14 protein-coding genes and 2 pseudogenes are annotated in these 14,500 nt (G+C 59.1%); 3 read left to right on the top strand and 13 right to left on the bottom strand.

Annotation, left to right across the window (positions count from 1 at the left end):
* Positions 1-343, bottom strand: a 343-nt coding sequence (locus XINFAN_RS22100) for a hypothetical protein (protein ID WP_233352065.1), incomplete at its 3' end; no start/stop codon positions are given.
* A gap of 55 nt (positions 344-398) precedes the next feature.
* On the bottom strand, positions 399-557 hold the full coding sequence (locus XINFAN_RS21595) for a hypothetical protein (RefSeq protein WP_160144496.1): 159 nt from the start codon (positions 555-557) through the stop codon (positions 399-401).
* A gap of 79 nt (positions 558-636) precedes the next feature.
* On the opposite strand from XINFAN_RS21595, the pseudogene XINFAN_RS22600 reads away from it, so the two are divergent.
* Positions 637-771: pseudogene (locus XINFAN_RS22600) on the top strand (hypothetical protein); the annotation flags it as partial.
* 11 nt (positions 772-782) lie between these two features.
* Here the strand turns inward: XINFAN_RS22600 and XINFAN_RS00195 are convergent.
* From XINFAN_RS00195 to XINFAN_RS00185, 3 genes are read right to left on the bottom strand one after another with little or no spacing between them, the layout of a single operon-like run.
* Positions 783-3,848 (bottom strand): Eco57I restriction-modification methylase domain-containing protein, encoded by a 3,066-nt coding sequence (locus XINFAN_RS00195; protein WP_124084565.1) that lies wholly within the window; start codon positions 3,846-3,848, stop codon positions 783-785.
* Positions 3,845-5,599, bottom strand: coding sequence for an N-6 DNA methylase (locus XINFAN_RS00190; protein WP_124084564.1), 1,755 nt, complete (start codon positions 5,597-5,599; stop codon positions 3,845-3,847). The genes XINFAN_RS00195 and XINFAN_RS00190 overlap by 4 nt, the downstream gene beginning before the upstream one ends.
* The gene (locus tag XINFAN_RS00185; RefSeq protein WP_124084563.1) at positions 5,596-5,787 is read right to left on the bottom strand and encodes a ribbon-helix-helix domain-containing protein; all 192 of its coding nucleotides are present in this window, start codon (positions 5,785-5,787) and stop codon (positions 5,596-5,598) included. The genes XINFAN_RS00190 and XINFAN_RS00185 overlap by 4 nt, the downstream gene beginning before the upstream one ends.
* A gap of 207 nt (positions 5,788-5,994) precedes the next feature.
* Between XINFAN_RS00185 and XINFAN_RS00180 the strand changes: the two genes are divergently transcribed.
* Complete coding sequence (locus XINFAN_RS00180) at positions 5,995-6,633, top strand: recombinase family protein (RefSeq protein WP_124084562.1); 639 nt, start codon at positions 5,995-5,997, stop codon at positions 6,631-6,633.
* Here XINFAN_RS00180 and XINFAN_RS00175 read toward each other — a convergent pair.
* From XINFAN_RS00175 to XINFAN_RS00150, 6 genes are all read right to left on the bottom strand, one after another.
* Positions 6,572-8,863, bottom strand: a complete 2,292-nt coding sequence (locus XINFAN_RS00175; protein WP_124084561.1) for an AAA family ATPase — start codon at positions 8,861-8,863, stop codon at positions 6,572-6,574. The genes XINFAN_RS00180 and XINFAN_RS00175 overlap by 62 nt on opposite strands.
* 48 nt (positions 8,864-8,911) lie before the next feature.
* Complete coding sequence (locus XINFAN_RS00170) at positions 8,912-9,259, bottom strand: PaeR7I family type II restriction endonuclease (RefSeq protein ID WP_124084560.1); 348 nt, start codon at positions 9,257-9,259, stop codon at positions 8,912-8,914.
* Positions 9,260-9,427: 168 nt separating this feature from the next.
* Complete coding sequence (locus XINFAN_RS00165) at positions 9,428-9,712, bottom strand: chromosome partitioning protein ParB (RefSeq protein ID WP_124084559.1); 285 nt, start codon at positions 9,710-9,712, stop codon at positions 9,428-9,430.
* A complete protein-coding gene (locus tag XINFAN_RS00160; RefSeq protein ID WP_124084558.1) occupies positions 9,696-10,364 on the bottom strand; it encodes a ParA family protein in 669 nt (222 codons plus the stop codon). The genes XINFAN_RS00165 and XINFAN_RS00160 overlap by 17 nt, the downstream gene beginning before the upstream one ends.
* 93 nt (positions 10,365-10,457) lie before the next feature.
* The gene (trfA, locus tag XINFAN_RS00155; protein ID WP_233352064.1) at positions 10,458-11,507 is read right to left on the bottom strand and encodes a plasmid replication initiator TrfA; all 1,050 of its coding nucleotides are present in this window, start codon (positions 11,505-11,507) and stop codon (positions 10,458-10,460) included.
* Between the two features lie 248 nt (positions 11,508-11,755).
* Positions 11,756-11,974: a helix-turn-helix domain-containing protein gene (locus XINFAN_RS00150; RefSeq protein WP_124084557.1), complete on the bottom strand. Its 219-nt coding sequence runs from the start codon at positions 11,972-11,974 to the stop codon at positions 11,756-11,758.
* A gap of 80 nt (positions 11,975-12,054) precedes the next feature.
* Between XINFAN_RS00150 and XINFAN_RS00145 the strand changes: the two genes are divergently transcribed.
* The gene (locus XINFAN_RS00145) at positions 12,055-12,288 is read left to right on the top strand and encodes a hypothetical protein (RefSeq protein ID WP_124084556.1); all 234 of its coding nucleotides are present in this window, start codon (positions 12,055-12,057) and stop codon (positions 12,286-12,288) included.
* 245 nt (positions 12,289-12,533) lie between these two features.
* Here XINFAN_RS00145 and XINFAN_RS00140 read toward each other — a convergent pair whose 3' ends face one another.
* Together XINFAN_RS00140 and XINFAN_RS22095 are read right to left on the bottom strand one after the other, a co-directional pair.
* Positions 12,534-13,619 (bottom strand): plasmid recombination protein, encoded by a 1,086-nt coding sequence (locus tag XINFAN_RS00140; protein WP_124084555.1) that lies wholly within the window; start codon positions 13,617-13,619, stop codon positions 12,534-12,536.
* Between the two features lie 414 nt (positions 13,620-14,033).
* Positions 14,034-14,500: pseudogene (locus XINFAN_RS22095) on the bottom strand (hypothetical protein); the annotation flags it as partial.

Here is a 14,500-nt window from a genome sequence, read left to right as displayed (position 1 = left end):
CTTGGGCTTCCCGTGCGGCGACCCTATGAGGCATTGCGTCCCGGAGCCGGATAAGCGCTTGCCACATTGCCTCTCTCAGTGGTGGATTTAGCCAAAGAAACCCTGCCACCCAGCCAGTGATTAGCGCGAAATAGAGAACCCAGCCCACCCAGCCAAAGAGGTATGGCAGCAAGAGCATGACTGCCAAACCGAAGGCGATCGGTATGGGGATGAGCCATTTTTCCCGGTTCTCTGCGTCTACCAGACTGCACACGACAACGCCGTAAATGACGGCCCCCAATACGAAGAGCATCCCCTGGAAGACAAACTGCATCCCTTGGGCGATGGTCTCCAGCGCACTCATACGCGGCCGACCTTTGCGCAGAATGAGCTAAGCACCTGCTCGATGTTCGTGGTGTTCATACGCCCCCCGCCTTGGCAATTAGAATGTGCATCAGCTTGAGGGCTGCAAGGTTGGGAGCGTTGCGCATGTAGACCCACCGCACCGCCTCGGCGGGCAGCACGGTTTTGGTGTCGTCGTGGGTGCGATCAGAGGCGATCTGAATGGTCTGAGGCATGGCTACGTTGCTGTGTTACACTTTGTAGCCTGTCAATGTTCGATCATGCTTCCGATCACCGAGACCGGGCTATAAGTCGCATTTCACGACATCCGCCGTTGTCGCCGCCATGGGCGGTCCTGTGGCCTGCGTGCTGGCATGGCTTGATCAGGAAGCGGCCACACCTGTCTGGCAACAGCAGATTGCCGCAACCCGCCAGCTCGCCCTCTTTTGAGGGCGAGCTGGCTATGCCGGAATCGGCACGGCTTTCGCCAGCGCCATATCCGCTGGCGACAAGCCGAACAGCGCGCTGACGCGCGTTTCAATCTGCTCACGCAGCGCAACTGCATTGCGCTCATGCAAGGTCTTCTGATGCGGTGTCCGTGCGGCCAGCGCGGCATCATTCGCGCCGATCAGCTGGCCGACAAGCGCCTCGATCTCCGCCCGCTGTGCGGGCGTTGCCGGCGGGACCGGCAGGTGCTCGATAAACTGCTTCCCATGGGAATAGTACCCGCCCCGGAAAGGGCTGGTGTGCGTCCGGATCATCGCTTCGCTCAACGGATGATGCAGGACAGCCAGCAGGAAGAAGTTTGTTTCCGGCGCGCCATCCACAGGGCGGATCAGGTAATAAGGGCCGTTGCCGCCGCCCGTCATCATGATGTTGTTGTCGTCAAAGGCATAGCGCGCTTCGCGCGAGAGGATTGGCAGGATGATTTTCGGGCTGTCGAATTTCGTCAGACTTTGCGACCGACCAAACTGGTAGAACTGGCGTTGCCCGGCGGCACCGCCGACAATGTTCCGCTTTTCCAGCTCCGCCTTGCGCGCGGTCAGATAAGCGAGGCACAGCGGGTAACGCTGCGCCATATCGGCCGGCTGGATCAGCTGCGCCGACGTGCGAGCACCCTGCCCAATTTCATAGGGGAAGATCATCCAGGTGTTGGCTTCGGCCCGCGCGTAGGGATTAAGCGGCGCATCGAGCAGGCACGGACGCAGAATGTCGCGTTCGATCGGCCAGTCTCGACCGTTCCACCGCAGTATCACCGTATCCGGCGTCTCGCCAGCGGCACGGAAAATGTAAATCGCATCTGCACTGGTTTGCACGCCGACGAAGATTTCCGCTACCTGGCCCAGCTCGCGGCCGCAGGCCGCACGAACGCGGGCGAATAGCGCCCGCGTATCGGCATCTGCGAACTGCCACGGATCATCCGTCAACTCCGTCGCCGGCATTGTGTTGCGCGGTCCCGGCGTGCCATAGCGCCACGCATCCAGTGCCTCGACCCGCTCCACCGTCACATCGGCCCTGCCCTGCCGGTCAAGGATAAGCAGACAGGTATAGTTCGTCGCCAGACGGCCAAAAACCTGCTGCACGCCAAAATGAACAATCTCTTCGAGCGGATGCCCATCCGTCATCAACCGGCGGAGCGCACGCCCCGCCTGGATCGTCATAAATTTATGCGGGACGATGAAACCTAGCCTGCCGTCCGCACCCACCAGAGACAACGAGCGCTCGATGAAGAGCGCGTACTTGTCGAAATTGTCTGTGCGCGCCGTCGCGTAGGGAGAGCCTGCCGCCTGATAAAAGGCCGCTTCCTCCGGCGAGTACGTCTGCATATTCTGGATGCGGATATAGGGCGGGTTGCCCACGATCACGTCGAAACCGCCCCGCGCACTCTCCGCTGGAAATTCGTCCGGCCAGGAGAACGGATTGACCTTTTCCAAAAGCCGCGCCGGCAGCGCGCCCCGCGCGGCTGTCCACTCGGCTTGGCTCACAAGACTGTTGCCAGCACGCAGCGTCCCGTCCAATTCCGGCAATGCTGGCGTGCCTGTGCGCTGAACGTATTCACGCAGACCCGCCGCGCTTTCGTCTTCGATCAGTTTGAGCAGCAGGCTGAACCGCGCCACTTCGACGGCATTGGCATCAATGTCCACGCCGCGAACATGCGCGAGCAGGATGCGACGCTTTTCCTCGAAGGTCAGGCGCCACAGCCCGACGCCGGCTTCATAGATCGTGCGGCCAACGTGTTGGGCGCGGTCGTTTGCCTGATACCAGAGAAGGTAGTGATCGGTCAGAAACTCGAAGACCGACAGCAGGAAGATGCCCGACCCGCAGCAAATGTCGGCAACGGTAAATGTCGCCAGATCAGTCGGAGACTTGCCGGCGAGCTGCGGGCCAAGCGTGCGCTGCACGATGGCATCAACGATATAACGCGGCGTCGGCACCACGCCGCCGCTGTCCCGCACTTCCGGCTTGCTGACGATCTCGACCACGCCATGCGCGTTGATCGTGATGATCTCACCCAAGAATTGCTCGTAGATTTCTCCCAAGACTTCGGTTTCGACCACAGCGAAAGTATAGGGGCTTTGGGGATAGTACAGCTCGTTAATGATGCCGCTCAGCACATCATCGCTGATGCGGATACCCAGGCGCGCGTCATCCAGAAGGCGGAACAGTCCGGAATCGTAGAAAGCGTCCGCGCGGCGCAGCTCCACCATAAGCGCGTCAAAACTATTGCCAGCGGCTAAGCCCCGCAGGGTCTCGTATCGCTCAATATCGCGATCCTCGCAGATGCGCAGAAACACGATGCGCGACAAAAACAACTGCACCGCATAGGTCAGCTCGACCGGCGAGAGGCCGGGGGCGTGCTGATGAATATCCCGCGCGAGACGTTCCCGCCATGAGCGGACCTGGCGCAGGAAGAAATCGTCAAACTGATTGGCCCCGTGGCGCGTGACATCGACCGCGAAGCGGCGATCGAAGTCGCCGGAATATACCGCCTCGCGCGACAGCAGCGGCCACAGCTCGTCAAAGCGCGCTTCAAATTCCTCGAAACCCACCAGCAGAATGCGGGCGACATGGGCTTCGTCCGCTGAGTTTGGAGAAGGCCGGCAGTCATACACGGCCAGCTGGTGGAAGTTGGTCAGAACCGAGATCGGCAGGCTGGCTGAAAATCCGTAGCGTCGTGTCTGGAATGCGGCATCCCGATTGCGATCAATACGCACATTCGGTTTCTTGGCTTCGACGAACAGCTTGCGCTGGCGCGCAAGCCGCAGTTCGTAATCCGGTTTTTTGGAGAGCCCTTCCTCTCCGACTTCAACCGTTGCCTCTTCAATCACCTCGCGAAGACCTAGCGGCTGACCCGCGGCATTGTGCACGTCCCAACCGAACGCCGCGAGCAGCGGTGTGATGAAATCAGTGCGTGCCTGGGTCTCGTTATAAGCGACCCGAAGGTAATCCGCTTGGTTGCGGCGAAAGTTCTGGACAAGTTCGCCCACGCGCGCACGGGCGACCGCCTTCGGGTCCGCGCCGGTCATGCCGCCTGTTTCCTCGTACCACGTCGCCGCGAATTTCGACGGTCCCGCATCTGCGTCCAGACGCTTTTCAGAAGATCACAATCAGCAGCGCTCAAACCCATATGCTCACGTAGGATGATCTTCGCATTTTCCTCAAGAACCGCATCCAAACGACCAGCACGCACAAGCTGATCAACCTCTTGGAGCGGCATTGCACCATTAAGCTGTGCGGGCATCAACAGTCGTTCAGCTTCCGTAGGCTCAAGCTCTAGAACGCCGCCGCCATAGCTCCGCCCTTCAATCTCAGCCGATGCAGCCGTGAGCCAAGTATAGGTATTGGCGATCACTCGCTCCGGCTCGGCGCCGTGGCTGCGCATACGGTGGATCGTATCGGTGGACGTTGCCCCCGAGGCGTTTAGCACCATACGCGGGAAGTCGTAAATCTGCCGGAAGGCGAAGCCGTCCGGCACCCAGACGGAAGGTACAAGATACCACGGTTTGCGGATCGAGCACTTGTACCCTTTATGAAATTCCTTCCGCTCGCCGTCTTCGATGTACTGGCGCATCTTCGCGCTTAGCTCGCTAGCTTGTTCCTTGCTAATGTTGAGCAGATGCACGCGGTTTCCATCGGCCGCGAGGGATCTCCAGTCGGCTTTGCCGAGTTGGCTTCCCTTTAGCTGCACAGATCGTGAGACCAGTGGGGTTGTATAGCCTTCAAGACCAAAGTCTTTGACCTGATCGTTTGAAAGCACGAAGAACTCATTCTTCCCTGTAACCACCCCCACGTCGATACTTGCGTGTGTTGACATGGAGGTGGTGATTTCTGCATCGCGCATTGCGCGCATGAAAGAAATCTGTCGATTGTCGAGGAAGTATTTCAGCCACTTCTCGCTGTCATGGCGCATAGTTTTAGGTTCAGCCCGCTCCAGCAGCAGCGCCGGCCTAACATCAGTAATGTCGGTCACCGTTTCCGCCGCCGTCAATGCGACCCGGCATACGTTATCTTCCGTCGCAGCAGCCAGCGCACCATCCGCCAGTAGCAACACGACCTCTTGTTCGGCATTTTCAAAGAATAGCTCATTGCAGGCGATCACGTCGATGCGCTCGAAATGATCGGTCAGGTACGACCGGAGTTGTGCGGCATAGGTGACTTGCAGAATTTCTGCGGGCAGAACGAGCGCCAGACGGCCACCTGGCTTGAGGCTGGCCGTTGCCGCGACGACGAAAGGCACCCAAATATTGGTCAGGCGGTTTGGCTTCAGCCCCTGATCCCCCATAATCGCCATGGCGCGCGTGCGATGCGGTTCCGGGAAAGACTGATATCGAATGAAAGGCGGATTGCCCACGATCACGTCGAAAGCGGGCTGATCGGTGCCCTGCCACCAACCGAAGAAGTCCGAATTACAGACGATCTTGTCTGCTGCGTCCCCAAGATTAGGGCGCAGGCGCTCCGTTGCTACGTCCGCTTCAGCAGTGATGATTTCGACGCCCGTCAGACGGCGGGAGACCTTTGCCGGCGTCGCTCCAAGCGACAGAAGCCGCTGCGCTGCTGCGCCAAGAAACGCGCCATCGCCGCAGCTTGGCTCCAGCACGGCATCGTCCGCCGACTGGATAGCCCATTCACAAAGCCATTCGGCCACCTGCGCGGACGTGTAGTAACCACCCCGCAGCTTGTCTTTGTCCAGATCGGCAAAGCGTCCACGCGGCGCGGCGGTAGAAGCGGCACCTTTGGATTTAGAGATGCTGGATTTTGTGGCGCGCGCGACAGTCATTCTTTTCTCACATGAAGCAGTGGCATGTCTTCCTTGAGAAGGCGATCAATCGCTTCACGGATAACCCACGCCACTGACACCCGATTTTTTCGGGAAATTTCACAAAGCTCGCGATGCTGCTCCGCCGAAAGGCTGACTGACAGGCGGTGTGCGGACTTGTCGTCGTGGCTTGTGGCAGTGTTGGACATGGCGGCTTTTACATTGATGCATCAATGTGAACCATACTACACCACAGCGGTGCATTGAACAAGGATACTTCTCAAAAACCTTCCTTTTTGAAAGGCTGGGAACTGGGCCGGGCTAATCCTCTCTGGAGGCTTCCCTGTCTCTCAAAACTGTCTCTTGAAACGAGAATCTCAAATCTGTCATGTTGAGACGAGTTTTGAGAGGTTTTCATGCTTGTCGGATACGCCCGTGTCTCCACCCAGGACCAAAACCCTGTCCTACAGCTTGACGCGTTGGCGGCGACGGGGTGCGAGCGGGTTTTCACCGAGAAGGCATCCGGCGCGCAGCGCGACCGGCCAGAGCTGGCCGCCGCGCTGACTTATATGCGCGCCGGTGACAGTCTGGTTGTGTGGAAGCTCGACCGCCTGGCGCGCTCCATGCAACAGCTTATCGAGACCGTGGCACAGCTCGAAGCAAACGGGATTGGATTTCGCTCCCTCACCGAAGCGATCGACACGACCACCGCAAGCGGAAAGCTGATCTTTCATATCTTCGGCGCGCTGGCAGAGTTCGAGCGATCCGTCATCCGCGAGCGCACCTGTGCCGGATTGAAGGCCGCCCGCGATCGTGGCCGCAAGGGAGGCCGCCCCCCTGCCCTGTCCGCCGCCGACCTCGCCGCCGCCAAGGCCATGCTACGCGATCCGGAAATCACCGTGGCCGAGGTGGCGCAGCGGATGAATATTTCCCCCGCAACACTCTACCGTCACCTACCCGGTGGACGCGGCCAGATTAACCTAGCCTTACCCGCTATGTGCGTTGAGCAAAGGCCAAAGTCCGCTCGCAAAAATGCGACAGTTCCTGATCGTTGATCGCCGCCGTTTCCCACGCCGCATTCGTGTCATGGTGAAACCGGTTGGCGTAATCCAGTAGCGCGCGCAGCTCCACCGTGTCTTGCGCGTTCAAGATCGGGGCTCCCGCTCCTGCGCGTTGCTGGCAGAGACCGATAAACGGGCCGAGCAAAAAGCCGGGCGGAAAGACCGCAGGATAAGCCACACGTATGAAGGCTTCCAGGATAGGCCGCAAGGCAGCCGCAACGGCCCTCTCGCGCGCCGGATCACCGGCAACCAGATAGTCCCGCACCAGCTCATGCCGTCGATCATGCTCTGTGATGCAGTCCTGGCGAACATCCCAAACGGCCAGCGTTGACCCCGCGCCATTACGGGCAATGCGCATTGCACTCCGTGTCACCGCATCTGCCCCCTCCCAAAGCGCGCACAGGAAGGGTTTGGAATGAGACAGCACGATCATCTGGCTCACCCGCCCCAAAAGCCGCCGCATTTCCTGAACCGTCGTCAGGGAGCGGTGTTCGTCCAGGCTGGTCATCGGGTCGTCGATCACCACAATTTTTTGCGCGAGGTCAGGGTCTTGTTCCAGAGACGCGAAGAAGAAGGCCAGCGCGAGGGTGTTCCGATCACCGGCGCTTAGGGTGTTCCGGAAGGAAGGCCCACCATCCCCCGTGAGCGCGACGGGCATATTGTTGATAACTACGTTGTAGGTCGCTGAGGACCCGCCCCTGTTGTTCACGGAGGCGACACTTCCCAGACGGAAGCCCGCGTTGAACCGCTGGAGATAGACGTTGATTGCCGCCTCATAGGCGGGGAAAATGTTCTGACGGTATTGATCGAGCGCCGCGCGCGCCTGATCCCTCAGGCGTTCTGTCGCGGATTTCGCGGCCTTCTCCGCAAGGTACTGGCCGCAAAGTGCCGCAATCTCGGCAGTGTGCCGCGCCTGAACAGCCGTCAGTCGCGCGAGATCGCCCGCGAGAGCAGCAACGTTCGCGCCCGCCGCTTGTTCCTTCACAATGGCAATCTGGCCATTGCGCGCAACCAACTGCGCCGACAGGTCTGCAATCGCATCCCGGCACGCATTGAAGGCGTCGATCTTGGCGAGCGCGTCCGGAGAAAGCGATGCCCCCTCAAGGGGCGAGGCCGCTTTTGCCCGCAGCTCCGTCAGGACGGCATCGCGGGCCGCATTCCATGCCCGCGCTATCGCCGCTGTGTCCACATCCATATTAGGGACATCGGTGAAAGCGCGCCAAAATTCGCGGGTTTGAAAGGCCACCCGCACGGCACGCTCAAAGGCGGAGGGTATGTCGCCACCATGCTGGGTGTTGATCCCCTGTCCTACCGTCGTGATGGCGGCTTTCAGCGCCTCATATGCTGCGCTGAAATATGCCTGATAGTGGCGGATCAATGGCGAGCCTTCCAAGTCCTGGGCACAGAACGGGCACACTTCCCCGTCGTGGCCTTCGGAGGCACCGGCGATCCGTGCCATACCGTCGCCAACCCACCCTTCCCCGCCCTTGCCAAGTTTGCGAAGATGTTCCCGAACGCGCGCGCCAGCCTCAGCTTCCAAATCAGCCAGCGTCCGGCCCATCACGTCGTTGATTGCGGCCACGTCGAAAGCAGGCAGCGAAAGTGCCACGAAAGGTGCCTGTTGCCGGATCGTATCGGCAGCACGCGCCGCAGACAGCAGGCGCTCAGCCTCTGCAATTTTCGCTTCGATTTGGTCTTCAACAGGCAGTGCGCAGAAAGCATCGACCGACAACGCCCCGCGCGCAACCGCTGGAATCGCATCCTGCCGAACGCGCAATTCCCGGTTATGCTCTTCGATCCTGCCGACGTGATCGCGCAACGCCGTGTTCAGAGCCACGCCCTGTGCCCCAAGGATCAGCTCGTGCAGGTTCTGCCTATGTGCAGCCTCGATTTCGATTCCGGAGCAGACGTTGGCGGCCACGAATGCGTCGTCGAAAACCACAACCCGCGCCAAGGGGGCGGTCCATGCGCCATTCTGGAAGATCACCTGCCCGCCGCCCATCGTCAGGACGATATGGGGCGGGTGCGCGGCCCCCAGTCGATGGCGCTCGCTGACAAGGCGCGTATCACCGGTACTGAGCGAACGAAGGATGCTCGCAAGGGTCGTTTTTCCCCGACCGTTCTCCGCATAGATCAACGATAGCGGTGTCAGTGGGATTTGTGCGCCCGCACTCACGGAGTCGAACTGGCCAATATTCCGCAAAAGCGAGATACGCTCGAACATAGATAATCCCCCCTCCCGCGATACGGACGCGGCTCCCGTCAAATTTCCTTAGCGTCGCGGGCTGTCTTCTCCGAGAGCGCCTTCGCGGTAGGCGGTCCAGAGATCGTGCGCCGTACCGATCGCTTCCTCTGCGCAGTTGTTGAAATTGTTCCCGAAGGAAGGTCCGACCTTATACTTGAATTCAAGGGCTGCGACGAGCTGGCCTCGGTACATCACTAGCATGTCCCAGAGCTTGGTTGGGCGGAAGTAACACGGCAGGGTCAGCATGCGGCGCTGAACGTGGATGTCGGACATGGCAAGGCCGTTGCGTTCGATCAAAGCAAGGACAAGGGCCAAGAAGCCGCCATGTTCTTGCCCGCTGTGACGGCACCGCGCGTCGCGCACGATCCTCATCATCCGCAAAGTCCAACGTCATGCAGAAGCTGCTCCACCAATCAATTGAAGTCCGGTGCTGCTCAAACCATAGAGCCCAGCAACAAGCCCGCCGATCTCTTCAGCATCGTTCACCCAGTTAGTTGAGAGGGTGGCCCTAACGGGCCAGGGGCGTGCTTCGATGAGTCTGGACTACCCGCGTTTTCCTTCAATGTAGCATTCCCACATCTGCTCGATCAGCTGACCTTGAGTGATCCCTAGGCGTTCGGCTTCAACAGAGATGGCCTCGCCGATCTCGGGGAAAACCTTGGGATGCAGCTGATAAGTGCGCGGGCTTGGTTTCCTGCCGGGCTTTTTGCGGGGAGTGCGGTCAAGAAAGCCGCGGGCCTCGCCAACCTCATCGACCAAGCGAACTTCTTCGACGGATGTGCTTTTAGGGCGGGCTTTCAGCCCCGCCAGCCTATTTGAGACGCTCATAGACAGCCTCCGTGAATGCGCGGGCGTTTTCCTGGGCTTTGTCGATCTTGCCGCCTGTCACCATGTCGGGATTTTCCATCATTGCCGTCAGGTCCCCGCCATAGGCAAAGAGCTCAGAGAAGGCAGCGCGGGATACCAACGAGGGTTCGATGATGTCGATCCCTGCCCCGCGAAGCTGCTCTTCCAGCTCCTTCTGGACGCGGCTTTTCACGGCGGCGCTGGTCTTAGTCAGCACGACTGCGTGACGAATGGAGCGACCGAGCGCTTCTTCCTCTTCATGGATCAGTGCCAGCGCTTCGGAGCCAATCTCAGCATCGAGCGCAGTCGGCTGCATGGGGACGATGACGAGATCAGCCTGGGAGATCGCTCGGCTGACAAGTTGCGATGCCACACCTTCCAGATCGACGATGACAATACGGCCGTCGCCGTCAGCCTCACGGATCGCAGGCACGATCTCGGACCGGCCGATTTCGTTGCGCAGTCTTACACCCTTGGGGGTGCCGTGTGAGGCCCAGCGTGTCAGGGACTTGTTCGGGTCGCAGTCGAGTACCGTAACTTCTGCCCCCATCCTGGCGAACTCGGACGCAAGGAGGACTGCGCAGGTGGATTTGCCGACGCCGCCCTTGGGGCTGGCCATGACGATGGTAGGCATGTGCTTATTCCGGTGTGTTTTCGGTATATGAAACTTATAAAGAACCGGTTTTATTTTCAATACCGGAATTATTTTAGTAACCGGATTTGCATCTCACGGTGCGCCGCGCTTCTGGTAGTACTTACGACAGAAACCAACGAAGGCGGCGTCGGGGTTCACGGGGGGCTCGGTGATCCAGTCGCGCCACTCTTGTTCGAGAAAATAGACGTCCCAACCTGGCGCGACATCCCGGGCTTGCTCATAAGTACCAGATTTGAGGCGGATGGAGCTGGGGTCGTAGGCGAGAGGGGCAGAGGCGGGCAGGCCACGGGTGCGGAAAACGACCATGTTTCCTTCAACTCTCACCGAGTAATCCGGGATGTGGCTATGGGCGATGTCGGTTTCGACGATCCCGTTCAGCAGGCGACGGAATTCTCGTTGGCTGGAAGCCGAACCACATTTGCGCTGCAAGGCCTCGATGGTGATACGCCACTCACCCTTATGGCCGCAGTACTTGCGGGCAATCTCGTAAATACGGCGTTCAAGCGGCTTGCGCAGGCGGAAGTAGTTGCGGTGAAGAGTAAGAACCTCATGGGCCTGGATCGCGTTGAAAACCCAATCCGAAAGTTCGAGCTCGATCTCCTGCATACGGCCATCGCGGGTTTCCCGCACGATCCGAGCGCGGTTGATGATCGAGAAGATGTCGAGTTGCTCGATGCTGTCTGTCACGATGTTGGTTTCGATCTGCGTGCCTTGAAGTCGGGTCAGAGCGTTGCGCAGTCCATCATAACCACGGCCATCCGTAGTACGGTTAGTGGCCTTCAAAAGATCGAAAGCTTTCAGGCGCAGTACCTTGGAGACGGGCTTTCCATCATTGATCGCAGCCATGACCTGACTAATGCAATAAATCAGAACGTCGCGATCATGGATGGTTGCAAGCCCATCCGTGGAGGGGCGCACCTCAAGATAATTCTTACCGCTCTCGTCCTCATAGCGCCTGATCCGATGGTCAGGCTTGGTCGACAGCGAGAAGATCGGATGCGCCATCGAGGCCATGTCACCCTTGGGCGCTGCATCGAAAATATCGCAGACGAAAAAGTCTCCCTGATCCTGCCGATCCGGCAGCAAGGGCGACCGATCCGGCTCTTTCGTGATTTCACCCACTGTCTAATCCTATTTCGTGATTTTACACACACGGACCATAGTTTCGTGATTTCACCCACGCTGCAAGCCTTTCGTGACTCTACACACGTTTTTTCGTGACTCTACACACGTTTTTTCGTGACTCTACACACAGAGGATCAAAAATATCTTTTTTATATCAATGCATTATTGGCAAAAAAAAAAGCGTAACACATATTTAACACTCTATAACACTAGAGGACCTGTGGATAACTTCTTGAAAGGGATGTTCAAGAACTCCGAAACAGTTGGATCACATCGACATCTAGAGCCTTAGCAAGTTGTAGGATCGTCTTCAGCGCAGGGTTACGTTCACCCCTCTCGATGCCACCAACATAGGTGCGGTCCAAGCCGGCATGCAGGGCAAAGCCTTCTTGTGAAAACCCCTTACGCTTCCTCAGCGCTCGTAGGTTCTTCCCGAACATCTTGATGTCAAACGTCTGTTCCATGCTGAACCCAGCACAAAAATGACGCTTGATCGTCTACGGACTAATCGTATCATCTTTGCTATGAAGCAAGGTATCCGAACATGCACATCGCACTGCTCCAAGACGACCTCTCGGACACAACCAAAAGTCTCGAAGCTATGCTGGCCTATATGAGCACCGTGAAACGGGTGGCCGAGGATCTGGAGATGCTCACAAGTTACTTTGATGCAAGCAGCCCCATCGGACGTCGGGTCCGTGATCTACTGTTAGAAATGGCAGAGAATACGGATGTCATCGCGGATATGGCGAACAAGGCTCCATCACTGTCCGCCTAGACCTGCAAAAGGTTGCTCATATCCGCTCGCGACCTTTGATAAGCGCATGGTTTTAAGAACGGTGCCCCAACGACGGCTGTCGGGGTCGATGTCTGGGACTATTCCCCGGTGACGCTGAAAGAAGCCGCAGCACGCGCAAAGACCCTGCCTCAGAACAAACACTGGAAGGACGTCGAGCCACGCGCGTGATGCCTAAGCCCCCTAAGTCCGTTCCAGTGGCAACCGTTGGATTTGCTTAGAATGGGTCAGAGCGAAGGCCCTGAAGATCCGCTCTGATTGGAAGGGGCCGGCGCTAGCTCGGGTCTTGGTTTCTGGTCCTTCATGAGCTTCCGGTAGAGGTCTCGAATTTTTTGAACCGTGGCTTCTGGCAGAAGAATCTCAAGAGCCTTTCCAAGCGTCTTGAAGGCTCGCTCAAACTTGGAAGCCGTATGAAGCATCTCAGCGGCCTGCTGGCGGGCCTCTGAGAGCGTTCTGGCGGCTTCGGCCTCCGCGGCCTCTCTGGCGCTCTCTGCGGCTCTCTGGGTCTCCTGCGCGGCTCTGGTAGCCCTTTGGGCCGTCTCGGCCTGCTGGCGGGCCTCTGAGAGCGTTCTGGCGGCTTCGGCCTTGAGGCGCTGGTTTTCAGCCTTCAGCCGCTGGTTCTCTTTTTGGAGGTTCTGGCGGGTGGTCTGTGGGTCTGGGTCGGTCGGGTGCAGATCGTTTCCGTAGTTGATTCCGAGCGGGTCGAGATGGTCTGCAAGGCTTTGGCGCAGGGTCTGGAAGCTGTTGGGAGCCGAGAGCAGTACGTTGCTGCGTCTGCCGACGGTGCGCACCGTCGGCCGCGCTGCGGACTCACGCTTGCGGGCCTCGAAATCGGCGTCCGTCTCGCCCCGTTTCTTTCGCCCTGGCTTTCGGGCTGCCTTCTCGTAAGTCGGTGCCACGAGAACGTGCATGTGCGGGGTTGTTTCGTCGAGATGCAACGAGACGTGGATCAGGTCGTCGCCAAATGTGGCCTTGAGCCAGTCCATTGCCTTGCGCTCGAACTGTTCCAATCGGTCGGTCTGAAACGTGCCAGCCGCCTCTGGATCGTCGGGCCGGAAGAACTCGCCGGAGGCACCGACGACGATCTGAATGTAGGGCGCTTCGGCCTGTGCGGTGGGGCGCTGGACCCCAGAGGCAAAGAGGGCTTCGAGCGCTTCGCTCTGGGTGCGTGGTCCAAGCAGGACGCGGTTCAGGTGCGAGCGCTTGGGGTCAATGGCGCTGTTGCCATCGGGCGCACGATGCAGCTCGTGAGCTGAGAGGTTTCGCACGTCTGAGGCAGCGGCAGCGCGGATGTTGAAAACGAGATCGGCCATGTGCTAAGAGTAACGAGCGCGGACCAACTTGAAAAGTTTGATTGCTCATAAGCAGACTTTTTGGGATCCCGCTGCTTCGCACCACCCCAAACAAGTCTGTTATTCGCCCTGCGGGGCTTCTCCGGCTGGCCCTTGGCCCGCCTGCGCAGGGTTTGCGACCTTCGGCCAGCACCCTTTGTCTGGCCACCCTTGGTGGCTCAAAAACCCAGCCTCCCCCAGCCTTGTGGGCGCGGTCGGTTTGGATTTTTGGGGTCCGTTTTCGGACCTGAAGTGTCGCGCTGACGGAGCCGAAAAATGCACAAGCCCCGCCCCCTTCAAGGCTGGGGCGGGGCTTGTGAAGTTTTCGGCGGGGGAGTGGGGCGCTTAGTCCTCAACTGGTCACAGACCATGTGACCAGTTGTAGGGCGCGACGTTTCAGAACATAGGAATGTCGTCTTCGTCATCCGCGGCAGCTTGCCGTGCCTTGGCTTCGGCCTCTGCTCTGGCCCTGCGCTCGGTCTCAACTGCGGCTGCTTTGCGCTCGGCCTCGGCCTTCCGTTGGGCCTCTGCTTTTTCCGCTTTGCGCTGCATTTCACCCTCAGCTTCGGCCCTGATCCTCGCCCATCGCGCGGCCTCTGCTTGCCGTTCTCGCTCTGCTTCGCCGCTGGCTTCGCGTTCAGCTTGCCGCTGCCTTTCACGCTCTCGCTCAAGCTGGCGGCGAGCTGCGGCCTTTCGCTCTCGGGCCTCTGCCTCTTGCTGACTGCGTAGCTTTTCGGCGGCTGCGGCTTGGCGCTCGGCCTCCTCTTGGGCTTCCCGTGCGGCGACCCTATGAGGCATTGCGTCCCGGAGCCGGATAAGCGCTTGCCACATTGCCTCTCTCAGTGGTGGATTTAGCCAAAGAA

It is taken from the genome of Pseudogemmobacter humi, assembly GCF_900609055.1.
Classification (GTDB): domain Bacteria; phylum Pseudomonadota; class Alphaproteobacteria; order Rhodobacterales; family Rhodobacteraceae; genus Pseudogemmobacter; species Pseudogemmobacter humi.
Note: the sequence above shows the minus strand (reverse complement) of the source record. Positions and strands in the feature narration are given on the sequence as shown.